This window comes from Jiella soli, assembly GCF_020615385.1.
Classification (GTDB): domain Bacteria; phylum Pseudomonadota; class Alphaproteobacteria; order Rhizobiales; family Rhizobiaceae; genus VKMB-3413.
Map to the genome: position 1 here is coordinate 336,000 of NZ_JAJAVB010000025.1, position 22,865 is coordinate 358,864.

Below are 22,865 nucleotides of genomic sequence, written 5' to 3' on the forward strand. Positions count from 1 at the left end.
CTTCGAAAGTGGGTTGCCGATAGCAGATCCGGGGCTACTTGTCGAGCGGCTTCAGCGTTCGTCTCGGCATCTCGGATGCAGCGATGCGCAGGCGGTCAGCCACCGGCCTGCGGGCTGTCGAGCGGCGCCGCTGCCTCCTTGCGCGGATGCGCCGCCGCTCCGGCGGTCTCGCTCCGGTCGCGGAGGGGTTCGTCGAGAATATGGGCGATGACTGCAAGGGCGAGGCGCGGGTCGCTTCGGTCCTCGGGCGTGTCGGCCGCGAGCGGCAGGCGCGAAGGGGCCCGGCCGAGGGTCAGCATCTCGCTGCCGAAGAAGCTGCTGCTGCTGGCCTTGGCGGTGGCTACCTTTGCGCGCACGGCGGCGATGCGAGATCCAAGATCGGCGGGCAGGCTCTCCTGCGTGACGAGCATGGCGCGCAGCGCGTCCGCGAAGACATGCGCCCAGTGGGCGCAGCCGCGAAAGCGGATCAGCGTGCGGCGGACGCGGCCGGGGCGGCGCACCAGCTGCCAGTTGGAGCCGAGCGGACGCGCCGCCACGGCGAGATCGTCCGCCTTCCGGTCGATCTGCCGGGAGGACCGCAGGAGCTTGATGTCGGGCTCGCCGGCCACGGCCCGTTCGGCCGCCTCGAGAAGATCGTCGAGTGCGTCGAAATAATCCTCCACCGCCTGCCGCGCGACCGAGCTCGTCGAGCGCGAGAAGACCGCGAAGCTGACGAGGATCCCGGCCGCCGCGCCGATCAGGGTCTCTTCCAGTCGCAGCACCAGAAGCTCCGGCGTGAACTGGCCGATCAGGCCGTAGAGCAGTGAGACGACGAGGGTGATGAAGAAGGTCATCGCCGCATAGGAGACCTGGAGATAGTAGAAGGCGGAGAACACGAAGACGACGATCAGGCCGATCTCGACGCCGGTCTTTCCTGACAGCGCCGTCGCAAGCGCGATGCCGACGACGATGCCGAACAGCGTGCCGAGCGCGCGGGCAAGGCCGCGCATCGCCGTATCCCCCCGCGACTGGGTGTTGGTGAAGACCAGGAAGGCGGTGAGGATCGCCCAGAACCAGCGGCGCTCCGACAGCCAGATGCCGGCTGTCATGGCGATGGCCGAGGCGAGCGTGACCTGGATCGCGGTGCGCACCGCCGGATCCTGGAACAGGCCCATCCATCCGGTCCCCGGCGCGGCGGGGCGCGGCAGGCCGGGATCGGCGGCGAAGGCGCTTTTCGGCAGGGCCGAGGCCAGCCGGCGGACCGCCTCGAGGGTGCGGTCGATGCGCCTGTCCGCCACGTCGATCTCGCCGGGTGCCGCCTGACCCGTCGTCTCGTCGAAGCCGACGAAGAAGCGGGTCTCCGCGGCCAGATGCAGGTCGAAGAGCGCGATCGCCATCTCCCGGCGCGCGGCCTCGCCAGCCGCATCGGCCGCCTTGGCCGGCAGATAGCCTTCCGCCGTCAGGATCATGTCCTTCAGGCGCGCTTCCAGCCGCACGATCTCGCGCGCTCGCATCGGATCGCCGGGGCCCGCCGCATGGGCGTCGGCGAGGGCCAGGCGAAGCTGCCGCAGCCGCTCGCCCACGGCTTCGACCGCAACGGCGAAGTCCCAGGCCGGGCGTTCCGGCAGGACTGTGTTGCGCACGAGATGGGCGACGGCGCTGGAGACGCCGATCGCGAGCGCGACGCCGCCGAGATCGCCGACGCCGGCATGCAGATAGGCGCTGAGGAAGGTCGCCATGAAGGTTGCCATGCCGACGGCATTCCAGCGCGGACCGAACCGGCGGATGAAGACGGCGAGGAAGATGATGACGAGGAACAGCCCGTCGACGATCCGTGGATGGGCGATGACGCTCACCATCGCCACGGCGGCGAAGCTCGCAAGCCCGCTATAGAGGCGCGAGACCGCCCGTGCCCGGGCCCCGATGTCGCGGATCGCCAGGGAGCCGATGAAGGCGGTGACGATCCCGAGCCCGTAGGCGGCGATCGACAGCGTAGTGACGAAATGCAGCGCGGCGAGCGACGCGGCGACCGCGACGAGGGTCAGCGTCCCGCGCAGCGCCATTCGCAGGCGGGACAGGCCGGGATCGGAGGACGCCATGAAGGCGAAGGGGGTGATGCGTGAGAGCATGAAGGACGGTCGTTCTTGCCTCGCGGCTGGATGAAGACATGGCGCGCCGCCGATGGCGCAAACCTAACGCCGATTTTCCGCCCGGCGACGCCCCGCGCATTGACCGGGGCGCTGCAATGACCAAAACCCATGGCGGGCGGGTTGGCCGCGTCGATCGATGCCGCGGCGCGGTAGTGTCCGGTAATGCGGATGGCGTATGCTCGGCGCGGGGCTCCGCGGTGGAATGTGCGGTTGCAGGCGATGGAAGTTGAAAGAATGGCGATGAGTGAAATCAGGCGGGATCGAACAGCGGCTGTCGGAAGCATCAGGCGGATCGCCTGGGGCGCGATCGTCGCGGGCACACTGCTCGCCCTGGCGATCCAGTTCATGCTCGGCCTGCTCGGCCTCGGCATCGGTCTCGTCAGCATCAATGCCGGCGCAGACATTGCCGCCGACGCCGCGGCCTTCGCCTCCGTCGCGGGCCTTTGGACCGTCGCGGTGGTCCTGATCGGCCTGTTCCTCGGTGCCTATACGGCGGCCCGGCTGGCCGGAAGCCCGGATCGGCTGGACGCGCTGCTCCATGGCGTCATCACCTGGGCGAGCGCAACGCTGGTCGTGATCGTGCTCCTGACGTCCAGCAGTTCCGCGCTGATCGGCGGTGCCTTCGGAGCGGTCGGCAATTCGATCCAGGGCCTAACGCAGGCGGCGGAGGCGGTTGCCCCGCAGATCGGCGCGCTGCCGCCATCGATCCGCAGCGAGGTGGACGATCTCTTCCGGCAGGCCGCGGCGGCGAAGCCCGCGACGGCTCCCGCCGGCGAGGACGAGACGGAGGCTTCGGCCGCGTCGCAGACGGCGGGCACGGCGGCTCCCGCCGCGACGGGCCCGAACGAATCGTCCTATTCGGATCTCGCCGCCGGCCTTGCCGAGACGGCGACGCAGGAAGACAGGCAGAAGGCGCTGGCTGTCCTGACCGGAGCCGGCGCCCTGTCCCCGGCGGCGGCCGAAGAACGGCTGCAGGCCTTCCAGCAGCGCTACGACCAGTCGGTGCGCCAGGCCCGCGAAGCGGCGAGCGCGGCCGCCAGCGCCGTCTCGTCCGGTGCGTTCGGCGCCTTCGTCTCGCTGCTTCTCGGGCTCATCGTCGGCGCGGCGGGCGGGATCGTCGGCAAGCCGAGGCAGGCCGTCTATTCAACGAACAGCTGAGCGGTCGCTGCGGCGGCCCAGGGATCGAGTCCGATTCCCGGGCCGCTCTCCTTCATCTCGGCGGCGGTGCGATCAGGCGGCAGAACCAGAGGCTGGCGGCCGGCTTTACGGGGCCTCTATCGTCAGGTGGCCTGCGAGCGGCGATAGGCGTCGCGGTCGGTGACGCGTTCGACATATTCGGCGATGACCGCGCTGTCGCCGACCCGCGGCGCCCCGAACATCACCAGCCAGGACAGGGTCGCGCCGATCATCAGGTCTGCGGCGCTGAAACGCTCCCCCAGGAGGTATGGACTCTTGCCGAGCGTCATCTCCAATGTGTCGATGACGTCGTCATAGCTGCCCCAGCCGACGCTGACCTTGGGCAGCGGGGCGGCATCCTTGCGCATCATCTTTTCGATGGCGGCCGGCTCCAGGCAGGAGCCGTTGAACATCAGCCAGCGATAATAGGTGCCGCGGGCAGGCGAGCTGATCTCGGGCGCAAGGCTCTTGTCGGCATGGGCGTCGGCGAGAAAGGCGACGATCGCGGGGGTTTCGGTCAGAACCGTGCCGTCGGCCAGCACCAGCGTCGGCAGCTTGCCCATGGGATTGATGGCGAGGAAATCCGGCCGGCGATTGCTCCCGGACTCGAAGTCGATGTGAACGAGGTCGTAGTCCGCCCCGACCTCCTCCAGCATCCAGCGGGCGATCGCGGCCCGGCTCTGCGGGTTGTAGTAGAGCCTCATCTTGTTCGACATCACACGGGTCCCTCCGTTGAAACGCCGCCGAAGATTCTGACGCAATCATGGCAGGCTGACGACGGGGCGGCCCGTCGGCCCCCCGCCGGTCGCCTCGCTATTCGCTTTAGCGGACCCGCATGCCCGCGGTCTCGTCGAAATGCAGCTTCTTGTCCGACTTCGGCAGCGGCGCGTCGTTCTCGCCGATGGTGACGCCGTACTGCCAGTCGGAGGGGCAGATCGCGACATAGCGGGCATAGCCGCCGAGACCGCCGCCGAACTTCGGATAACCGATCGCGACCAGGGCGCCGGTCTCCGGCACCTTGTCGAGGTTCGCCACGCCCTCGGCCTGGGCATAGCCGTGATGCATCAGCCAGTCCTCGCCCTCGAGCGTCGGTGTGGAATCGGTGTCGAGCGGCTCGTGGCCGTGGAAGAGGATGTGGCGTTCCTCGTGCAGGAACTTCAGCGCGTCGAGCGAGACTCCGGGAAACTCCTTGAGCGTCGCGAGCGTCTTGTCCGGCCAGGCCTTCGACCAGTCGGAGCGTACGAAGACGACCGAGCCTTCCGGGATCTTGCCATGCGCCTTCTCCCAGGCCTCGATGTCCGAGACCCGAAGGGCATAGTTCGCGTCATTCTTCAGCTGGTCGACGATCGAGATGACCACCAGCGGCCGGATCGTATAAGTCGCCGGCAGCTCGTCGATCGCCGGATATTCCGGCGCCCAATGGGCCGGGGGATCGAGCTGGGTGCCGAGCTGGTCGGTGTTGAGGTGGTATTCGGTCGCCTCAAAGCCGTGCTTGTCGTAGCTGTAGGTATCGCCCTTCCTGGCATAGCCCTCGATATCCGAGCCGGCCTTGGCCGGCGCGAAGGTGGAATCGGCAAAGCCGGACCAGACCGGAATGTCCGGCGTGATCGTGTGGGTGAGATCGACATATTTTGCCGACTTCAGGGCATCGTTGTAGACGGACCAGAGACCGTCTCCTTCCGCCCGAGCGCCCGCGGCAACGCTCAGCGCACCCGCGAGCGCTGCGGCGATCAGTGTCCTGTGCCAGATCCTGCCTGTCATGCCGTCCCTCCTGCAAATGATCAGGGAAGGCTAGCAAAGCTCCGCCCGCCGGAGAAGATGGTTTGCCGGCGATATGGGCATCGGGTCGGATTGACCGCTTCCGCGGCAGAGAAGCCACCGCGCGCGCCCTCGCCGGACGCAGCGGGCGGCTGAAAGCGTCCGCACCGTCGCGGCGCCGGTCAGTAAGGAACGCCCCCGGCGTCCCGCTTGGCCTTCAGCGCCTCGGCATACCATTCGAACTCGTCGAGGAACTTGACCGAAGACTTGTCGATCCAGGCCTCGTTGGCCGAGCCGTCGTCGGCGAGCGCCTTGCCGATCGAGGGGATCGCCAGGATCGAGGGCAGGCTCGGCATGCCCATTTCGGCGAGCACCGGCCGCAGCGCGATCGCCGCGCGCACGCCGCCGAAGCGGCCGGCCGAATAGGAGACGATGGTCGACGGCCGCCAGAAATACTCTTCGAGAAAATAGTCGAGCGTGTTCTTCAGCGCCGGCGGGATCGACTGGTTGTATTCGGCGGTGACGATGACGAACCCGTCGGCGCGGCGATAGAGATCGGCGAGGCGTTCGAGCTTTTCCGGCGCGGTCCCCTTCGGATATTCCTTGTACATCCGGTCGAGCAGCGGCAGGTCGAGCTCCATCGGGTCGACCAGCACCGCCTCATGGCCGCGTTCCCTCAGCTTCGCCAGGATGAAGCGGGCGGCCTTGATCCCCTGCCGGTCGGAGCGGACCGAGCCGAGGATGACGGGGACGAGCAGGGGCATGAGGCTCTCCTCTCAGGCAGCTTTCGGACGGGGTTCGATGCGGCTGAGTTCCCCCGCAATGCGCCTGCGCTGTTCCATGAGATCGTAATCTGCCTGGACTCCCAGCCAGAAGCCATCCGACAGGCCGAAATAGCGGGCGAGCCGCAGGTCGGTGTCCGCCGTGATCGCGCGCTTGCCGAGCACGATCTCGTTGATCCGGCGCGGCGGGACGCCGATCGCGCGTGCGAGCGCGTTCTGGCTGAGCTGCATCGGCTCGAGGAAATCCTCCATCAGCATCTCGCCGGGATGGGGATTGGGAATCATCTCAGTGGTAGTCGACGATTTCGACATCGTCCGCACCTCCGTCGCTCCATGTGAAGCAAATTCGCCATTGCCGATTGATCCGAATGCTGAACTGGCCTTCGCGGCGCCCCTTCAGCGCTTCCAGCCGGTTGTTCGGAGGAACCGCAAGATCATCGAGCACGCGAGCGTTGTTGAGTATACGCAACTTGCGAAGGGCTGTTCTCTGAATGTCGGTCGGCAGCCTGCGAGAAAACGCGCCGGACCAAATCCTCTCGGTCGCGAAGTCGCGAAAGCTCCTGATCATACCCCACTATAACGCATTGCGTTATGAGTGTTCAACTGAGGTCCCATCATCACGTTCGCCCGGCAGCGGATGCAGGCACGCCGCGTGCTGGCGAGGCCCACGCTTCGCAGCGTCCAGCGGCGGCATCTTTTCCCGGCAGTCGGCCTGAACGCGCGGGCAGCGCGGGGCGAAGGGGCAGCCCGGCGGGGGATCGTAGGGATCGGGGAGTTCGGCGATGTCGTCCTGCGTCCGCTCGCGCTTCCGGCCGGGAACCGGCGCCGATCCGATTAAAAGGCCCGTATAGGGATGGAGCGGCGCGGCGAAGAGATCGCGCGCCGGCGCCTCCTCCACGATCGAGCCGAAATACATCACCGCGACCCGCGTCGCGACGCTTTCGACCACGGAGAGGTCGTGGCTGATGAAGACGAAGGTTAGGCCCCGTTCGCGCTTCAGCCGGTCGAGGAGGTTCAAGACCTGCGCCTGCACCGAGACGTCGAGCGCCGAGACCGGCTCGTCGAGGACGATGATGTCGGGCTCCGCCGCCAGCGCCCGGGCGATGCCGATCCTCTGCGCCTGGCCGCCGGAGAATTCGTGCGGATAGCGCTCGAGGAATTCGGGGCGAAGGTTCACCGCCTCGATCAGTTCGCCGAGCCGGCGGTCGCGCTCTTCGGCGGTAAGGCCGAGCAGGTGGCGCATCGGCGCTTCGAGGATCGCGCGGATGGTCTGGCGCGGGTTCAGCGAGGAGACCGGGTCCTGGAACACAAATTGGACGCGGCGGGCGAGCGCCCGTGTGCCGGCCTTGGTCAGGTCTTCGCCGTCCAGCCGGATCGTGCCCGTCGTCGGGGCGTCGAGCCCGACCAGCATGCGGGCGAGGGTCGACTTGCCGCAGCCTGATTCCCCGACGATGCCGAGCGTCTCGCCCCGTTCAAGGTCGAGGGCGAGGCCGCGCACCGCCGTCAGGCTCGGCTTCTGGGAGCCGAACAGCGTGCGGCCGCCGCCGAAGCTGCGGGTGAGCTCGCGCACTTCCATGAGGGGCTGTGTTCCGGCGGGTGAACGGCTCACGACAGCATCTCCCCCGGGCCGAGCGGGTGGAGGCACCGCGCCTCGATCGATCCGTGCTTCGGTTCGAGCGGGATCTCGCCGGAGCGGCAGTCCGGCTGGACCCGCGGGCAGCGGTCGGCGAAGGCACAGCCTTTCGGCAGGCGATCCACCGCCGGCGGGCGGCCCCGGATTGCGTCGAGCCGGCGCTCCGGCTCGCCCATCACCGGCACGCAGTCGATCAGCATGCGGGTATAGGGATGGGCCGGCTGCGACAGGACGTCCTCGGTACGGCCGGTCTCGACGATCCGCCCGGCATACATCACCGCGATGCGCTCGCAGATCTCGGAGACGACGCCAAAATCATGGGTGATGAAGAGGACGGCGGCGTTCTTCTCGCGCCGAAGATCGTCGAGGAGGCGCAGCACCTGCGCCTGCACGGTGACGTCGAGCGCCGTCGTCGGCTCGTCGGCGATGATGAGATCGGGTTCGTTAGCGAGCGCCATTGCGATCGAGACGCGCTGGCGCAGACCGCCGGAGAGTTCGTGCGGAAATGCCTTCATCCGTTCGGCGGGATTGGGGATCCTGACCTGTTCGAAGAGCCGGCGGGTCTCCTCGTCCGCCTGCCGCCGCGAGAGCGGCCGATGGGCGCGAATCGCCTCGGCCACCTGATCGCCGACGGAAAAGAGCGGATGCAGCGTCGCAAGCGGGTCCTGGAAGACGTGGCTGACGGCGCCGCCTCGCAGCTGGCGGATACGGCCGTCCTTGGCGTCCAGCAGGTCCTCGCCCTTGAAGCCGACCGCGCCGCCGGCAACGACGCCCGGCGGTGAGGGGACGAGCCCCATCAGGCTCATCGCCGTCACCGACTTGCCGGAACCGGATTCGCCGACGAGGCCGAGACATTCGCCGCGGGCGATTCTGAGATCGACGCCGCCGACGGCCCTGGCGACGGTCCGGCCCATGCGGAATTCCGTCGCGAGATCGCGCACGTCCAGCACCGCCTCGGCGTCCGGCTCGCCTTGCGGGCGGCGGCGGTCGCGGGCGATCGCCGTCCGCGCCGAGGGGCGCGTCAGCGCCCCCGACCTGAGCCGCGGGTCGAGCACGTCCCTTATGCCGTCGCCGAGAAGATTGATCGCCATCACGATGAGGAAGATCGCGAGCCCCGGCACCAGCGAGACCACCGGCGCGGTGAAGAGCACCTTGCGCCCCTCGCCGAGCATCGAGCCGAGATCGGCCTGGGGCGGTTGCGCGCCGAGGCCGAGAAAGGAGAGGCCGGCGGTCTCAAGGATCATCCAGCCGACCGTGGTCGACAGCGTGATGACGATCGTCGGCAGGACGTTGGGCAGGATTTCTGTCGCGAGGATGCGGATCGGTCCCTTGCCGGACAGGCGCGCCGCATCGACGAATTCGCGGCGGGCAAGGCCGATGGTGATGCCGCGGATGTTGCGGGCGAAGAAGGGGATGTTGACGATCGCGATGGCGTAGAGGGCGTTGATCAGCCCGGGGCCGAGGATCGCGACGATGGCGAGCGCGAGGAGGATGTAGGGAAACGCCATCAGCATGTCGATGCCGCGCATCATCAGCTGGTCGGTGCGCCCCCCGGCATAGCCGGCGACAAGGCCGATGGCCGAGCCCGCGAGCGCGGCGATCAGCGAGGCCGAGAGGCCGATGGCGAGCGAGACGCGGGCGCCCCAGACGAGCCGCGAGAGGACGTCTCGGCCGAGCGCGTCGGTGCCGAGAAGATGGCCGTCCGCAAGGAGCGGCGCGAGGCGGCCCGCCGGATCGGTGGCGTTGGGATCGGCGAGCGGCAGGATCGGCGCCGCGAGCGCCGCGGCGACGATGACGGCGAGGATCGCAAGGCCCACTGCTGCGAGCCGGTTGTTGAGAAGCAGGGCGAAGGAGGAGGGGCGGGCGGAGCGCTCAGCTTTCTCCGGCCGGGGGTCGGCGGCGGCTGCGGTCATTTCAGCCTCGGATCGATCAGCGTCTGGCAGATGTCCGCCGCGAGATTGAAGAGGACGTAGGAGGCGGCGACGACGAGGACGCCGCCCTGGACGAGCAGGATGTCGCGCTGCGAGATGGCGTTGACGAGCATCGCGCCGATCCCCGGCCATTGAAACACGGTCTCGATATAGACCGCGCCGCCGAGCACGAAGCCGGCCTGGATGCCGATGACGGGGATCACCGAGACCAGCGCCGCCTTGAAGGCGTGGCGGAAGATCACCCGGCGTTCCGACAGTCCCTTGGCGCGGGCGGTGCGGATGAAGTCCTGGCGCAGGACCTCCAGCATGGCGGTGCGGGTGAGGCGTGCGATGACGCCGGTCGCGACAGCGGCGAGCGTAATCGCCGGAAGCGCGAGGTGGTGCAGGATGTCGAGCGGCCCGCCGCCGCCATAGATCGCGACCATGCCGCTCGCCGGGAAGAGCTGGATCCTCACCGCGAAGAACAGGATCAGGATCAGGCCGAGCCAGAAGGACGGCACCGAAATGCCGATCAGGACGAAGAGCGTGATTGCCTTGTCGGCGAAACCGAACTGGCGCACGGCGGAGACGATGCCGGCCAGGAGCCCGAGGAGCGAGGCGAGCACGAGCGCCGCGCCGGCCAAGAGCAGCGTCGCCGAGAAACGCTCCAGCACGATGTCGATCACCGGCCGATTCAGCGCATAGGAGCGGCCGAAATCGCCAGTCAGGATGCCCGAGATCCAGGCGAGATATTGCATCGGCAGCGAGCGGTCGAGGCCGAGTTCGCCGTTCAGCCGGGCGACGTTTTCCGGCGTCGCATAGGCGCCGAGGATCGCTGTTGCGGGATCGCCCGGGATCAGCGCAATCATCAGGAAGACCAGGATCGAGAGACCGAGGAGGACGGGGATCGCGGCCAGCAGGCGCTTGAGGATGGTCGCCGTCATGGGCGGGGCCTGGAAAGGGGGAAGGCCAGGCCGTCCCTATCCGGAAGAGCCGCGCCCTTCGCGCCCCCCTCTGCCCTGCCGGGCATCTTCCCCACGAGGGGGGAGATCGGCAGCTTCGCCGTTCTGTCGCAAATCTCCACCGATCCCGCAGTCTGAGGCACCCGCCTGAAGTCAGCTGCGCTTGGGCGCGATCGATCTCCCCCCTTATGGGGGAGATGGGCGGCAGCCCAGAGGGGGGTGTTTGGCGCAATCATCGCAGACAAAGAACGAGCGTCGAGAAGCCTCTCGCTCACCCCTTGGTCACGTCCTTCAGGATGAGCAGAAACGACGGCTCCAGCTCGAAGCCCTGGACCTGCGCGGTCGACACGGCGTTCTGCTTCCAATTGGCGATGAAGGCCCAGGGCGCGTCGTCGTGGACGATCTTCTGCACCTCACCGTAGAGCTTGCCGCGCTTGGCCTGGTCGGTCGTCTTGCGCGCCGCGTCGAGCAACTGGTCGACCTTCTGGTTGGAGTAGTAGCCGGAGTTGAAGCCGCCTTTGTCCGGCATGGCATCGGTGCGGAGTGCCAGGAAGGGCAGCGTGTCCGGATCGTTGGTCATCCAGGCCATCTCGGCCATGTCCGCCTTGCCCTGAAGGCCGGGGTTCACATTGGCGAGGAAGGTGTTCCACTCATAGGTCTCGATGCGGACGTTCAGCCCGACCTTCTTCAGGTCCGCCTGGATGGCCGTCGCCATCGCCACGGGATCGAGCATGCCGGAGCCGCCTTCGGCGACGTAGAAGGTGACCGTCTTGCCCTCCGCGCCGGCCTGCCGGATCAGTTCCTTGGCCTTTTCCGGATCGTAGGGGTAGGGATCGACCGAACCATCGTTCGCCCAGCCGAAGGCCGGCGGGATCGGCCCGGCGGCGACGTCCGCGGTGCCCTGCAGGACGTCGTTCACCAGCGTCTTCTTGTCGATCGCGTAGTTGACGGCCTGGCGCACGCGCTTGTCGGAGAATGGGCCTTCCTTGGTGTTGAGGATCAGGAACCACAGATGCGGGCCGGCCTGCTCGTAGACCTTGTAGCTCGCATTGTCGCGGAACTGGCCGAGACTGTCCGGCGGCACCTCGACCATCAAGTCGATCCCGCCGGACAGCATCTCGGCGACGCGGGTGTTGGCGTCGGCGATCGGGCGGAAGACGACCGCTTCGAGCTTAGGCGCGCCGTCCCAGTAGTCGTCGTTGCGGGTGACGACGACCTTTGCGTTCGGATCCCATTCGGCGAATTTGAAGGCGCCCGTGCCGACCGGATGGCGGCCGAAATCCTTGCCATACTGCTTCACCGCGGCGGGCGAGACGATCAGGCCGGTCGGATAGGCCAGATTCGACAGGAAGGGTGCGAAGGGCTCCTTCAACTGGAAGACCACCGTCTGCTTGTCCTTCGCCGTCACCGTGTCGACCTGCGAGAAGAAGAAGGCGAGCGGAAACGGCCCGGTGTCGTGAAAGGGATGATCGTCCTTCAGCATCCGGTCGAAGGTGAACTTCACCGCCTCCGCGTCGAAGGGCGTGCCGTCCTGGAAGGTGACGCCGTCGCGCAGGTGGAAGGTGTAGGTCATGCCGTCGTCGGAGATGTCCCAGCTCTTCGCGAGCGCCGGCTCGACCTCCAGCGTCCCCTTCTTGAAGCGCACCAGACCGTCATAGACGTTCATCAGGATGCGGAAGTCGTTCGTGGCGGTGACCGCCTGGGGATCGAGCGATTTCGGCTCGGCGATCTGGCCGACGATGAGGACATTCGGCGGGATCTGCGCGGTCGCCGGGCCGATCAGGGCCAGGAAGAGAGCTGCGGCGACGGTGAAGAACCATCTCATGAAGGGGCTCCGTCTGTTCGGCTGGTTGCGGGTAGAATGGCCCTCAGGGCCGGACGATCAACCGTCCATCGCAAACGAAATGCGCGTTTGGTACGCAGCGGCTTTGCTCCGATCCGCCCGTTCGGCCGGCCCCGCATCATTGACGACTTCTAGGTTTCGTCAAAATTTCACGCGGCGGACCATGTGCATCCGGCGGCGAGCGACCGGCGGCGGGTAGAGAATTCGGCGCCTCGAAGAATCAAACCGATTTTAATATGGCGATGGCGGCGCGAACGACTGGACGCAGCCTTGCCGCACGCCAATAAGAGGGCACGGCGGCATATGAAGCCCCGACGTCCGACTGTCCTTCCGAAGGAAAACGAACCATGCTGAGAACCGAGGCCGTCCGGAACATCCTGTCCTGGTACGAAGGCGAGACGCCAGGGCTGAAGAGCAATCTGTCCCGCCTCCTGATGCACGGGCGCCTTGCCGGGACCGGCCGCGTGGTCATCCTGCCCGTCGACCAGGGCTTCGAGCATGGGCCCGCCCGGTCCTTCGCGCCGAACCCGACCGCCTACGATCCGCATTATCTCTACGAGCTCGCGATCGAGTCCGGTGTCTCGGGCTATGCCGCGCCGCTCGGCCTTCTGGAGCAGGGAGCCGACACCTTCGCCGGTGAGGTTCCGCTGATCCTCAAGGTCAACAGCGGCAACTCCCTCGTCTCCAGCGCCGATCAGGCGCTGACCGGGACGGTGGAGGACGCCATGCGCCTCGGCTGCATCGGCGTCGGCTTCACCATCTATCCCGGCGCGGACGCCTCCTACGGCATGATCGAGGAATTGCGCGAGATCAGCCATGAGGCGAAGTCGCGCGGTCTGATCTCGGTCGTCTGGTCCTATCCGCGCGGCGGCAAGGTGACGAAGGACGGCGAGACCGGCCTCGACATCATCGCCTACGCCGCGCACATGGCAGCGCTGATGGGCGCGACGATCATCAAGGTGAAGCTGCCTTCGGCCCATATCGATCTGGACGCCGCGAAATCGACCTATGACAAGTATCCGGTCGACGTGAACGATGCAGGCGCCCGTGTCCGCCACATCATGCAGGCCGCCTTCAACGGCAAGCGGATCGTCGTCTTCTCGGGCGGCGCGGCGAAGAACACGCCGGAGCTTCTCGACGAGGCGCGCGCCATCCGCAAGGGCGGCGGCAACGGGTCGATCATCGGCCGCAACTCCTTCCAGCGCTCCAAGGCGGACGCCATCGACCTTCTGAACCAGGTGATGGACATCTACGCCTGAGCGAGGCGGGCCAGATTCGTCGGACGCTCCTTTGAACGCAGGAACGGCCGCTCCCCGGGGAGCGGCCGTTCTTGAACCTGAAGTCTACGAAGCGAAGCCGCTTACTGGCCGGCGGCCGCCTTCAGCGCCGCGGCCGGATCCTGGTTCTCGCCCTCTTCGTTGAAGGTCGCGAGATAGGTAATGACGTTGGTGCGGTCCTTCTCGTCCTTCATGCCCGGGAAAGCCATCTTCGTGCCCTTGACTACGGCCCGCGGGTCGGCAAGCCACTTGTCGAGCAGCGCCTCGTCCCAGGCCGCCTTGTCCGCCGACCAATCCTGGAACGGCTTGGAAAAGGTGTAGCCCTCGACGGCGCCGGGTTTCTCTCCGACGATGCCGTTCAGGGCCGGGCCGATCTTGTTCTTGGCGTCCGGGCCGACGGCATGGCAGGCACGGCACTTGTTGAACACCTTCTTGCCGGCATCGGCATCGCCCACCGTCTGCGCGAACGCGCTCGACGACAGGACAACGACAAGGGCCGCACCGGCCGCCAGGGAAATACTACGCATGAATCCTCCACGAATCTCGTTGATTGATCGCCCACGCGCCCAACCGTCGGCATCATATTGAACGATTCCAGAAAATGGCAACCGAGCCCGGCGGGCAAGGCTTGTCCGGCGTGACCGGTCGTCGCGTACCCGCTCGGGGCTTTGCGCCAAGGGAATCGCGAAGAGAGTTTGCGTAGCCGGCGACGGAGAAAGCCGGACATGAAGGCGACCGAAATGCGGCGCGACTGCCCTCAGGTCACATATCCGGTCGCTCCTCGGCACTGATCCCGCAAGCGCCTGCCGCATGGGGTGTGGGTGGAGCCGGGCTTGCGATTTCATCAGCACGGCTGATGAACCTAGGAAAACGATCCGGCACAAAATCGCCATCTTCGTTAACCCGCACGATATCACGGTTTGGGCATAAACCATCGATTTTAAGACAGAATCAACGGTAAGCGTTCACAAAGAGGGCACCACGCCGGTTTCGTAGGGGCAGAAAGTGGCCCTTCGGCAACATGGCGGAGAAGACCGCATTCCTGCCATTCTTCGGGCACGAGTGCGACCCATAACCCCTCGCGAGCCCGCAGATCGGGTATCGCAAATCCGGCCGCAACGAGGATCGGCGTCCGGATGGACAGTCGCGATTGCGACAGAATGGAGTACAGTCATGAAACGCGTTGCACTTCTCATGGCCGCCACGGCCTTCGGAACCCCGGCCTTCGCAGCGGACATCATCGCACCCGAGCCGCCGGCTCCGGCCCCGATCCAGATCGAGCCGGTTGCGACGACCAAGACCTGGACCGGTCTCTACGTCGGTGGCCAGGCCGGCGTTGCCTTCGGCAACAGCGACAACGGCGCCGTGTTCGATCCGGGCAATAACGGCATCGGCCTGTTCGACAACGGTTCGAGCAGCGACGACAACAATGCCGGCTTCATCGGCGGCGCCCATATCGGCTACGACTACCAGTTCCAGAACAACATCGTCGTCGGTGCCGTCGCGGACATCAACTACATCGACGCCGAGACGAACCGCTCCTACACGACGCCGGGCGGCTCGAATTTCGAGACCAACAGCGACATCAACTATCTCGGCACCGTGCGCGGCCGCATCGGCTACGCTTTCGACAGCCTGCTCGTCTACGGTTCGGGCGGTCTCGCCTATGCCGGCGTCGACAACAGCATGAGCGCCCCGTCGGGCGGCGAGTTCGCCAACTACCGCTTCAAGCAGGACGGCGAGGATGCCGACTTCGGCTATTCGGTCGGCGGCGGTGTCGACGTGCTGGCGACGCAGAACCTGTCCTTCGGCGTGGAGTATCTCTACACCAATCTCGGCTCCAACGAGCAGACCATCACGGGCACCAACGGTACCAACACGGTCAGCTTCACGAGCGACTCCAACGACGAAGACCTCGACTTCCACACGATCTGGGCGAAGGCGTCCTACCGCTTCAACTAATCGGGTCAGTGGCAGTCAAAGGTCCGGGCGAAGCGTCCGGACCTTCGCGACGGAGATCGAACAGAACCGGCTGGATCCTCGCGATCCGGCCGGTTTTTTGTTGTCGTCTGTAGCGTGAGACAGGGGCTGCGCGGGGTTGCGGCGAGGGCGGTCGCCGGGATCCGTCGGCATCGCCGCCGGCCTCGCCCCGATGCTCGTCAGGCGAGCGGCGGCAGGCCGAGGTCGCCGCGGCGCGGCAGGTCCGCGCCGCGGCGCGAGCAGGTGACGGCTGCGGCGCGGACCGCGAAGTCGAGCAGCGCCTCGATCTGTGGCCGGTCCGCCGCCTGAAGCGCCTCGCGCGACAGGGCACCGCGTTCCTTCAGGCCGGCCAGAAGCGCCGCCTGGAAGGTATCGCCGGCCCCGACCGTATCGGCGACGACGATCCGCTGTCCGTCCACCGCGGCGGCGACGCCGCCGGCGCTGAGCGCGCTCGCGCCCCGCTCGCCTTTCGTCACCACGGCCATCGCCGCGCCCGCTGCGACCCAATCCTGAAGAACGCTGTCGATCGACCGGCCCGGATAGAGCTGGTCGAGATCCTCCTCGCTCGCCTTGACGAGGGCCGCGAGCGGCACGAGTTCGCCGACCTTCGCCCGCCAGACGTCGAGATCCGGCTCGATCGAGGCGCGGATGTTGGGATCGTAGGAGATGAAGCGCCGGTCCGATTCCTGGCGCACGAGGCGCAGGAGCGCCGACGCCGTCGGCTCGGTCACCGTGGAATAGGAGGCGAGGTGGATCGCTTGCAGCTCTTGCGGGAGCGTCGCCGGCACCTCGTCCGGTTCGATCGAGCGGTCGGCGGTTCCCTCGATATAGAAGGAGTAGGCGGCCGAGCCCTCGCCGGAAAGCGAGACCATGGCGAGCGTCGTGTTGCGCTCCGTTCGAACCAGGAAGCGCTGGTCGATCCCCTCGCGCTCCATGAAGGCGCGGATCTTCCGGCCGAAGAGATCGCCGGACATCTTGGTGAAATAGCCGACGGGATGGCCGAGACGGGCGAGGCCGAGCGCGACGTTGAGCGGCGAGCCGCCGATCCGGCCGCCGAGCGCCACCTCGGCCACATCCTCGCCTTCCGAGGCAAAGAGATCGAACAGGCAGTCGCCGCAGCTCAGAAACATGTCGTCATCTCCTTTTCGCGCTCCAAGGCGCAATCGCGCCACGCCGCTAGCAGGATTGTGCCGGAGGGGAAAGGCGGTCGGCGCTGGCCGGTTCGACGGTCCCGGCCTTTCTTCGCCGGCCGCCGCCGCTATCATCGCGGCCGATCGAACGGAGAGGAAAAGCGCTCATGGCATTCGCCCGCGTCAACGGCATCGTCGTCCACTACGGGGTTGAGGGCAATCCCGACGCACCAAGCCTCGTCCTGATCAATTCGCTCGGCACCGACTTCCGCATCTGGGACGCGTTTGTCGACGAGCTCGGCGGTGCCTATCGCATCCTGCGCTACGACAAGCGCGGACACGGGCTCTCCGAGGCGACGCCGGCGCCCTACGCCATGAAGACGCATGTCGACGATCTCGCCGCGCTGATGGACGCGGTCGGCATGAAATCCGCTCTCCTCGTCGGCCTGTCGATCGGGGGCATGATCGCGCAGGGGCTCGCGGCAAGCCGGCCGGACATGGTCAAGGCGCTGGTGCTGATGGACACCGCCCACAAGATCGGCACGGCAGGCTCCTGGAACGAGCGGATCGAGAAAGTCGAGGCCGGCGGCATCGCTTCTCTCGCGGGGCCAATCCTCGAACGCTGGTTCACGCCGGCCTATCGCAGGCCGGACAATGCCGACTTCGCCGGCTATGCGAACATGCTCCTGCGCACGCCCGTGGCGGGCTATGTGGGAAGCTGCGCCGCCCTGCGCGACGCCGACTACACCGAGGCGGCGAAGGCGCTCGCCCTGCCGGTCCTGTGCATCGTCGGCGACCAGGACGGCTCGACGCCGCCCGATCTCGTGCGCGCGACGTCGCAGCTCATCCCCGGCGCCGGTTTCGAGATCGTCGCGGGGGCCGGCCATCTGCCCTGCATCGAGCAGGCGGAGAAGACCGGCGCGCTGGTGCACGATTTCGCGACGAAGATCTTCGGCGGGGACGCGGCGCGATGACGGCTTCCCCCTTCGACCATCCGATCCTCGGCCGGTTGCTCGGCGACGAGGAACTCGCCACCTATTTCACCGCCGCGGCCGATATCGACGCCATGCTCGGCTTCGAGACGGCGCTCGCCGACGCCGAGGCGAAGGCCGGGCTCATCGAGCGGTCGGCTGCCGAGGCGATCCGCGCGGCGGTCGAGGGGTTCTCGCCGGATCTCGCGGCGCTTGCCGAGGGTACGGCGAGGGACGGCGTCGCCGTGCCGGCGCTGCTGGCGCAGTTTCGCCGCGCGCTCGATCCGGACGCCGCCAAGGCGCTGCACACCGGATCCACCAGCCAGGACGTGATCGACGCGTCCTTCGCGATGCGGCTGCAGGGCGTTTCGCTGGTGCTCGACCGCCGGCTGGAGGCGCTGGTGAGCGCGCTGACAGAATGGGGTCTCAAGGACGGCGACAGGACCGTTATGGCCCATACACGGATGCAGGCGGCCAAGCCCGTCCGCTTCGCCCGCAAGATCGCCGCCTGGACCGACCCTCTGGTGCGCTGCCGGCTGCGCCGCGAGGAGATCGCGCCCCGCGCCTTCGCGCTGCGGATCGGCGGCGCCGTCGGTGACCGCGCCGGCTTCGGCGAGCGCGGCGAGGCGGTCGCACGGGACGTCGCGCAGGCGCTCGGCCTCCATTATGCGCCGACCGCCCTGCATTCGGAGCGCGACGGGATCGCCGAACTTGCCTCCTGGCTCTCGCTCGTCACCGGCGCGCTCGGCAAGTTCGGCGAGGACGTGACGCTTGCCGTGCAGAACGAGGTCGGGGAACTGACGCTCGAGGGCGGCGGCGGCTCTTCGGCGATGCCGCACAAGCAGAACCCGGTCGGCGCCGAGGTGCTGGTGACGCTCGCGCGCTTCAATGCGACGCTTCTGTCCGGCGCGCACCAGGCGCTCGTCCATGAGAACGAGCGCTCTGGCGCCGCCTGGACGCTGGAATGGATGATCCTGCCGCAAATGGCGATGGCGGCGGGCGCCGCGACCCGGACGGCCCTCGACCTCGTGCCCCGGCTCGCCGTGGCCGAGACGACGTCCGACGTCGGCTAAGGGCAAGGGCAAGAGGCACGGGCGACGGAAGCCGCCCGTGCTTCGCAGGAACCCGCGACTAGCCCTGGATGAAGGCCAGAAGATCCGGATTGACGATGTCCGGATGGGTCGTGCACATGCCGTGCGGCAGGCCGGGATAGGTCTTCAGCGTGCCGTGCTTGAGGAGTTCGACCGACAGCGGCGCGGAGTCGGCATAGGGCACGATCTGGTCGTCGTCGCCGTGCATCACCAGCACCGGAACGTCGATCGCCTTGAGATCCTCGGTGAAGTCGGTTTCCGAGAAGGCCGCGATGCAGTCGTAATGGGCCTTGATGCCGCCCATCATGCCCTGCCGCCACCAGTTCTGGATCGCTCCTTCCGAGACCTTGGCGCCGTCGCGATTGAAGCCGTAGAACGGGCCGGACGGGACGTCACGGTAGAACTGCGCGCGGTTGGCGACGAGTGCGGCGCGGAAGCCGTCGAAGACTTCCATGGGAAGGCCGCCGGGATTTTTTTCGGTCTTGAGCATGATCGGCGGCACCGCCCCGATCAGCGCCGCCTTGGCGACCCGTCCGGGTTCGGCGCGGGCGACATAGCGGGCGACCTCGCCGCCGCCGGTCGAATGGCCGATATGGACGGCGTCCTTCAGGTCGAGCGCGGCGGCAAGCGCGATCACGTCGGCCGCATAGGTATCCATCTCGTTGCCTTCGGCGGTTTGGGAGGACCGGCCGTGGCCGCGGCGGTCATGGGCGATCACCCGAAAACCTTCGCCGAGGAAGAACATCATCTGGTTGTCCCAGTCGTCGGAGGAGAGCGGCCAGCCATGGTGGAAGACCAGCGGCTGCCCGCTTCCCCAGTCCTTGTAGAAGATCTCGGTCCCGTCATTCGTCGTGATGGTCGGCATGTCAGCACTCCATGGAGGGATTGGGAGGGTGGGGCATCGCATGCGTGCAACTGGCCGAAGGCAGGGCGGATCGTCGTGATCCTCTGCCCGTATCGGCGGCCTCCGCCTCCGGCGGGCCGGACGGCAAAGGCATGCTCGTGAGGAGCCGGGCGTCGGGTGGTGCTGGAGCAGGCGCAGCAGCGCAGATCCACGGGCTCAGAGGGATCCACGACTTCGCACGTCCAATCTTCCCTCTGACGCCGGATCGTCAGCGCAGCGAATAATGCACCGCAATGATCGTCCTGAGAAGAGGGCTGAAGGCCCTGGCGCGCGGGTCGGACAGCGGCCGTTCGGATGGCCCGTAGCGCGGAGCTGAGAGACGTCGCGAACGCGCCCTGTGGCGCTCAGGTCCGGCTGTCGTCTTGCGTGCTCTCGGTCGCCTCGTCGTCCGCATCTCCGGCCGATTTGGGGCCGTCCCTTGCCTCGGCCGCAGCCGCATCGGAGCCGCCGGCGGGCGCCGGGTCGTACTGCAGGAAGAAGGTCCACACCGCCCAGGCGGCCGCCGCGCTCGACAGGACGCCCCAGAACGATTCGCCGTGCCACCACTCGATCGCGGTCCAGATCAGGAGCGCTGCGAGGAGGCAGATCCTGACCCAGAGGGGGCGGTAGAACGGGTGGGAGGCCTCGCTTCGCAGCATCGGATCGTCCTTCTCGCGAGATCGGCGGCATCCGCTAACGTCTCGGCTCACACCGCCGCCGCCATGGGCTGGCGTCAGCTCCGGTTCCCTGTCCAGATAGCGCCTCGCGCCGCTGCCGTCAGCCGCGGCCCGCCTTTTGCTGGCGTCCGCCTTGCCGTCCACCCTATGCTGGGTTCCGAACGGCGAGGGGGGAACGGACGGGCATGGCCAATCGGGGCGGGCAGGCATCCTGGCGCGGCGGCGACGCGCTGACGCTCCGCCAGTTCCGCTATTTCGTCGCCGTCGCCGAGACCGAATCGGTTTCGCGCGCCGCCTTCGGGGTCGGCATCTCGCAATCGGCGATCACAGCGGCGGTCCAGGCGCTGGAAGAGGAGACCGGGACGGTGCTGTTCGAGCGGCACGCCATGGGCATGCGGCTCACCCATGACGGCCATCAGCTCCTGCGCTATGCCCGCCACATCCTAGCCACCGTCGCCGATGCCCGGCGCGCCCTCGGCGCCCGGCCGCAGGCGGTGACCGGCGCCATCAATATCGGCGTCACCCGGATGGTCTCCGGCTATTATCTCGCCGACCTTCTGGCCCGGTTCCGCCGGGTCTTCCAGAACGTTACGGTGCGGGTCGTCGAGGACGAGCGCAGCTATCTGGAACATCTTCTCGTCGGCGGCGAGCTCGATGTCGGGCTGATGATCGTCTCCAACCTCGCCGACCGCCAGGCCCTGGAGAGCGAGCTTCTGATGCGCTCGCCCTGGCGGGTCTGGCTACCGGCCCGCCACCCCCTGCTCGGCGCCTCGGCCCTGTCGCTCGCCGAGATCGCGGCCGAGCCCTTCATCATGCTGACCATGGACGAACTCGCAGAGACCACGGCGCGGCTGTGGAAGGATGCCGGACTGAAGCCGAACGTCGCCATGCGCACCGACTCCGTCGAGGCGGTGCGCAGCCTCGTCGGCACGGGCCTCGGCATCGCCACCCTGCCGGATCTCGTCTACCGGCCGTGGTCGCTCGAGGGAGACCGGCTGGAGGCACGTCATCTCGGGACCGTCATGCCGACCGTCGACATCGGCCTCGCCTGGCGCCGCGGCGTGCCGCTCGCCTCGCCGGTCACCGACTTCATCGAATTGTGCCGGGACTACGGGCAGGGCGGGGAGCATCATGCCTAGATCCGGAGCGTTCTGTTTTTCAGAATGCACGACGCAGGATTTCTGATTTTCTATTTTCCCGAAAGCTTCATAGCATCCGCTAAACTGACATCACGGGAGCGGTTTGATGCTGATCGGGGGACAGGTCGTCGAAGGCAAGGGACCGGAAGAGGAGATCGTCGATCCTGCGACGGGCGCGGTGATCCGCTCCATCGCCGATGCCGACGAGGGACAGGTGGACGAGGCCGTGAAGGCGGCCGAGATGGCCTTTTCCGCCTGGTCCAGGACGCCGCCCGGCGAACGCGCCGCCATGCTCCTGAAGCTCGCCGACCGGATCGAGGCGGAAGGCGACGCGTTCGCCGCCCTCGAAGCCAAGAATTGCGGCAAACCGCTCGCCCGGGCGAAGGCCGACGAGATTCCGGCGATCGTCGACTGCTTCCGCTTCTTCGCCGGCGCCGCGCGCACCGCGACGGGCAGTGCCGCCGGCGAATACATGGCCGGCCACACCTCGATGATCCGGCGCGACCCCGTCGGCGTCGTCGGCTCGATTGCGCCGTGGAACTATCCCTTGATGATGCTCGCCTGGAAGATCTGCCCGGCGCTGGCGGCCGGCAATACGGTGGTCATGAAGCCCTCCGAGCAGACGCCGCTGACCGCGCTGAAATTCGCCGAGATCGCCGCCGAGGTGCTGCCGGCCGGCGTCTTCAACCTCGTGCTGGGGCGCGGCGACACAGTCGGCGCCGGCCTCGTCTCCCATCCCCGCGTCCGCATGGTCTCGCTCACCGGCGACATCGCCACCGGCCGAAAGGTGCTGGAGGCGGCCGCGAAATCGATCAAGCGCACCCATCTCGAACTCGGGGGCAAGGCGCCGGTGGTTGTCTTCGACGATGCCGACCTTGCCGAGGTCGTCGAGGGCGTGAGGACCTTCGGCTACTACAATGCCGGCCAGGACTGCACCGCCGCCTGCCGGATCTATGCCGGTCCGAAGATCTACGACAAGCTCGTCGCCGATCTCGCCTCCGCCGTTTCGAACATCCGCTACGGGCCGCAGGACGAGGACGTCGAGATCGGCCCGCTGATCTCGGAGCGCCAGCGCGGCCGGGTGTCGAGCTTCGTCGAGCGGGCACGGGCCGAGAGCCATATCGAGGTCGTCGCGGGCGGTGCGGCCGGCGAGGGCGGCGGCTTCTTCTACAAGCCGACGGTGATCGCGGGCGCGCGCCAGACCGACGAGATCGTCCAGCGCGAGGTCTTCGGGCCCGTCGTCTCCGTCACCCGCTTCTCCGATGTCGAGGAGGCGGTCGCCTGGGCGAACGATTCCGACTACGGCCTCGCCTCCTCGGTCTGGACCAAGGATATCGGCCGGGCGATGGCGACGGCGGCGCGCCTCCAATACGGCTGCACCTGGATCAACACCCATTTCGCCCTCGTCAACGAGATGCCGCACGGCGGCATGAAGATGTCCGGCTATGGCAAGGACATGTCGATGTATTCGCTGGAGGACTACACGGTCGCCCGGCATGTCATGGTCAAGCACTGAGGACGGGG

21 protein-coding genes are annotated in these 22,865 nt (G+C 67.4%); 7 read left to right on the forward strand and 14 right to left on the reverse strand.

Annotation, left to right across the window (positions count from 1 at the left end):
* Window positions 1-95: 95 nt before the first annotated feature.
* Window positions 96-2,108: an FUSC family protein gene (locus LH400_RS16030; protein WP_229153797.1), complete on the reverse strand. Its 2,013-nt coding sequence runs from the start codon at window positions 2,106-2,108 to the stop codon at window positions 96-98.
* Window positions 2,109-2,369: 261 nt separating this feature from the next.
* On the opposite strand from LH400_RS16030, the gene LH400_RS16035 reads away from it, so the two are divergent.
* Complete coding sequence (locus LH400_RS16035; protein ID WP_229153800.1) at window positions 2,370-3,287, forward strand: hypothetical protein; 918 nt, start codon at window positions 2,370-2,372, stop codon at window positions 3,285-3,287.
* A 122-nt stretch (window positions 3,288-3,409) separates the two neighbouring features.
* Here LH400_RS16035 and LH400_RS16040 read toward each other — a convergent pair whose 3' ends face one another.
* The 9 genes from LH400_RS16040 to LH400_RS16080 form a co-directional block, all read right to left on the reverse strand.
* Window positions 3,410-4,021 carry a glutathione S-transferase family protein gene (locus tag LH400_RS16040; protein WP_229153802.1) on the reverse strand — a complete coding sequence of 204 codons (612 nt, stop codon included), beginning with the start codon at window positions 4,019-4,021 and terminating at the stop codon, window positions 3,410-3,412.
* Between the two features lie 106 nt (window positions 4,022-4,127).
* The gene (locus tag LH400_RS16045; protein WP_229153803.1) at window positions 4,128-5,066 is read right to left on the reverse strand and encodes a cyclase family protein; all 939 of its coding nucleotides are present in this window, start codon (window positions 5,064-5,066) and stop codon (window positions 4,128-4,130) included.
* Window positions 5,067-5,245: 179 nt separating this feature from the next.
* Window positions 5,246-5,827 carry an NADPH-dependent FMN reductase gene (locus LH400_RS16050; RefSeq protein ID WP_229153804.1) on the reverse strand — a complete coding sequence of 194 codons (582 nt, stop codon included), beginning with the start codon at window positions 5,825-5,827 and terminating at the stop codon, window positions 5,246-5,248.
* Between the two features lie 12 nt (window positions 5,828-5,839).
* Window positions 5,840-6,157: a HigA family addiction module antitoxin gene (locus LH400_RS16055; RefSeq protein WP_229153805.1), complete on the reverse strand. Its 318-nt coding sequence runs from the start codon at window positions 6,155-6,157 to the stop codon at window positions 5,840-5,842.
* The gene (locus LH400_RS16060) at window positions 6,132-6,413 is read right to left on the reverse strand and encodes a type II toxin-antitoxin system RelE/ParE family toxin (RefSeq protein WP_229153806.1); all 282 of its coding nucleotides are present in this window, start codon (window positions 6,411-6,413) and stop codon (window positions 6,132-6,134) included. Before LH400_RS16060 ends, LH400_RS16055 begins: the two co-directional genes overlap by 26 nt.
* A gap of 21 nt (window positions 6,414-6,434) precedes the next feature.
* Window positions 6,435-7,454: an ABC transporter ATP-binding protein gene (locus LH400_RS16065; RefSeq protein WP_229153807.1), complete on the reverse strand. Its 1,020-nt coding sequence runs from the start codon at window positions 7,452-7,454 to the stop codon at window positions 6,435-6,437.
* Complete coding sequence (locus LH400_RS16070; protein ID WP_229153808.1) at window positions 7,451-9,391, reverse strand: dipeptide/oligopeptide/nickel ABC transporter permease/ATP-binding protein; 1,941 nt, start codon at window positions 9,389-9,391, stop codon at window positions 7,451-7,453. Before LH400_RS16070 ends, LH400_RS16065 begins: the two co-directional genes overlap by 4 nt.
* The gene (locus LH400_RS16075; protein WP_229153809.1) at window positions 9,388-10,332 is read right to left on the reverse strand and encodes an ABC transporter permease; all 945 of its coding nucleotides are present in this window, start codon (window positions 10,330-10,332) and stop codon (window positions 9,388-9,390) included. Before LH400_RS16075 ends, LH400_RS16070 begins: the two co-directional genes overlap by 4 nt.
* Before the next feature lie 289 nt (window positions 10,333-10,621).
* Complete coding sequence (locus LH400_RS16080) at window positions 10,622-12,175, reverse strand: ABC transporter substrate-binding protein (protein WP_229153811.1); 1,554 nt, start codon at window positions 12,173-12,175, stop codon at window positions 10,622-10,624.
* Between the two features lie 365 nt (window positions 12,176-12,540).
* Here LH400_RS16080 and LH400_RS16085 point away from each other — a divergent pair, with 365 nt between their 5' ends.
* On the forward strand, window positions 12,541-13,452 hold the full coding sequence (locus LH400_RS16085; protein WP_229153813.1) for a class I fructose-bisphosphate aldolase: 912 nt from the start codon (window positions 12,541-12,543) through the stop codon (window positions 13,450-13,452).
* 101 nt (window positions 13,453-13,553) lie between these two features.
* Here LH400_RS16085 and LH400_RS16090 read toward each other — a convergent pair whose 3' ends face one another.
* The gene (locus LH400_RS16090; RefSeq protein ID WP_229153815.1) at window positions 13,554-13,997 is read right to left on the reverse strand and encodes a c-type cytochrome; all 444 of its coding nucleotides are present in this window, start codon (window positions 13,995-13,997) and stop codon (window positions 13,554-13,556) included.
* Window positions 13,998-14,643: 646 nt separating this feature from the next.
* On the opposite strand from LH400_RS16090, the gene LH400_RS16095 reads away from it, so the two are divergent.
* Window positions 14,644-15,432, forward strand: a complete 789-nt coding sequence (locus LH400_RS16095; RefSeq protein ID WP_229153816.1) for an outer membrane protein — start codon at window positions 14,644-14,646, stop codon at window positions 15,430-15,432.
* Window positions 15,433-15,629: 197 nt separating this feature from the next.
* Here the strand turns inward: LH400_RS16095 and LH400_RS16100 are convergent, their stop codons facing one another.
* On the reverse strand, window positions 15,630-16,580 hold the full coding sequence (locus LH400_RS16100) for a carbohydrate kinase family protein (protein WP_229153818.1): 951 nt from the start codon (window positions 16,578-16,580) through the stop codon (window positions 15,630-15,632).
* Between the two features lie 167 nt (window positions 16,581-16,747).
* Here LH400_RS16100 and pcaD point away from each other — a divergent pair, with 167 nt between their 5' ends.
* The gene (gene pcaD, locus LH400_RS16105) at window positions 16,748-17,554 is read left to right on the forward strand and encodes a 3-oxoadipate enol-lactonase (protein ID WP_229153820.1); all 807 of its coding nucleotides are present in this window, start codon (window positions 16,748-16,750) and stop codon (window positions 17,552-17,554) included.
* A complete protein-coding gene (locus tag LH400_RS16110) occupies window positions 17,551-18,624 on the forward strand; it encodes a 3-carboxy-cis,cis-muconate cycloisomerase (RefSeq protein WP_229153822.1) in 1,074 nt (357 codons plus the stop codon). Before pcaD ends, LH400_RS16110 begins: the two co-directional genes overlap by 4 nt.
* Before the next feature lie 58 nt (window positions 18,625-18,682).
* On the opposite strand, the gene LH400_RS16115 is transcribed toward LH400_RS16110, so the two are convergent.
* Window positions 18,683-19,507 (reverse strand): alpha/beta fold hydrolase, encoded by an 825-nt coding sequence (locus LH400_RS16115; RefSeq protein ID WP_229153823.1) that lies wholly within the window; start codon window positions 19,505-19,507, stop codon window positions 18,683-18,685.
* 383 nt (window positions 19,508-19,890) lie between these two features.
* Window positions 19,891-20,184 carry a hypothetical protein gene (locus LH400_RS16120; protein ID WP_229153824.1) on the reverse strand — a complete coding sequence of 98 codons (294 nt, stop codon included), beginning with the start codon at window positions 20,182-20,184 and terminating at the stop codon, window positions 19,891-19,893.
* A 203-nt stretch (window positions 20,185-20,387) separates the two neighbouring features.
* On the opposite strand from LH400_RS16120, the gene LH400_RS16125 reads away from it, so the two are divergent.
* Window positions 20,388-21,341: a LysR family transcriptional regulator gene (locus LH400_RS16125; RefSeq protein WP_229153825.1), complete on the forward strand. Its 954-nt coding sequence runs from the start codon at window positions 20,388-20,390 to the stop codon at window positions 21,339-21,341.
* A 106-nt stretch (window positions 21,342-21,447) separates the two neighbouring features.
* The gene (locus LH400_RS16130) at window positions 21,448-22,857 is read left to right on the forward strand and encodes a gamma-aminobutyraldehyde dehydrogenase (RefSeq protein WP_229153826.1); all 1,410 of its coding nucleotides are present in this window, start codon (window positions 21,448-21,450) and stop codon (window positions 22,855-22,857) included.
* The last annotated feature ends 8 nt before the right edge of the window (window positions 22,858-22,865 follow it).

Excerpts from the sequence above, each read along its gene's own strand:
- LH400_RS16030 (WP_229153797.1), bottom strand. The coding sequence starts at position 2,108 with ATGCTCTCACGCATCACCCCCTTCGCCTTCATGGCGTCCTCCGATCCC.
- LH400_RS16035 (WP_229153800.1), top strand. The coding sequence starts at position 2,370 with ATGAGTGAAATCAGGCGGGATCGAACAGCGGCTGTCGGAAGCATCAGG.
- LH400_RS16040 (WP_229153802.1), bottom strand. The coding sequence starts at position 4,021 with ATGTCGAACAAGATGAGGCTCTACTACAACCCGCAGAGCCGGGCCGCG.
- LH400_RS16045 (WP_229153803.1), bottom strand. The coding sequence starts at position 5,066 with ATGACAGGCAGGATCTGGCACAGGACACTGATCGCCGCAGCGCTCGCG.
- LH400_RS16050 (WP_229153804.1), bottom strand. The coding sequence starts at position 5,827 with ATGCCCCTGCTCGTCCCCGTCATCCTCGGCTCGGTCCGCTCCGACCGG.
- LH400_RS16055 (WP_229153805.1), bottom strand. The coding sequence starts at position 6,157 with ATGTCGAAATCGTCGACTACCACTGAGATGATTCCCAATCCCCATCCC.
- LH400_RS16060 (WP_229153806.1), bottom strand. The coding sequence starts at position 6,413 with ATGATCAGGAGCTTTCGCGACTTCGCGACCGAGAGGATTTGGTCCGGC.
- LH400_RS16070 (WP_229153808.1), bottom strand. The coding sequence starts at position 9,391 with ATGACCGCAGCCGCCGCCGACCCCCGGCCGGAGAAAGCTGAGCGCTCC.
- LH400_RS16075 (WP_229153809.1), bottom strand. The coding sequence starts at position 10,332 with ATGACGGCGACCATCCTCAAGCGCCTGCTGGCCGCGATCCCCGTCCTC.
- LH400_RS16080 (WP_229153811.1), bottom strand. The coding sequence starts at position 12,175 with ATGAGATGGTTCTTCACCGTCGCCGCAGCTCTCTTCCTGGCCCTGATC.
- LH400_RS16085 (WP_229153813.1), top strand. The coding sequence starts at position 12,541 with ATGCTGAGAACCGAGGCCGTCCGGAACATCCTGTCCTGGTACGAAGGC.
- LH400_RS16090 (WP_229153815.1), bottom strand. The coding sequence starts at position 13,997 with ATGCGTAGTATTTCCCTGGCGGCCGGTGCGGCCCTTGTCGTTGTCCTG.
- LH400_RS16095 (WP_229153816.1), top strand. The coding sequence starts at position 14,644 with ATGAAACGCGTTGCACTTCTCATGGCCGCCACGGCCTTCGGAACCCCG.
- LH400_RS16100 (WP_229153818.1), bottom strand. The coding sequence starts at position 16,580 with ATGTTTCTGAGCTGCGGCGACTGCCTGTTCGATCTCTTTGCCTCGGAA.
- pcaD (WP_229153820.1), top strand. The coding sequence starts at position 16,748 with ATGGCATTCGCCCGCGTCAACGGCATCGTCGTCCACTACGGGGTTGAG.
- LH400_RS16110 (WP_229153822.1), top strand. The coding sequence starts at position 17,551 with ATGACGGCTTCCCCCTTCGACCATCCGATCCTCGGCCGGTTGCTCGGC.
- LH400_RS16115 (WP_229153823.1), bottom strand. The coding sequence starts at position 19,507 with ATGCCGACCATCACGACGAATGACGGGACCGAGATCTTCTACAAGGAC.
- LH400_RS16120 (WP_229153824.1), bottom strand. The coding sequence starts at position 20,184 with ATGCTGCGAAGCGAGGCCTCCCACCCGTTCTACCGCCCCCTCTGGGTC.
- LH400_RS16125 (WP_229153825.1), top strand. The coding sequence starts at position 20,388 with ATGGCCAATCGGGGCGGGCAGGCATCCTGGCGCGGCGGCGACGCGCTG.
- LH400_RS16130 (WP_229153826.1), top strand. The coding sequence starts at position 21,448 with ATGCTGATCGGGGGACAGGTCGTCGAAGGCAAGGGACCGGAAGAGGAG.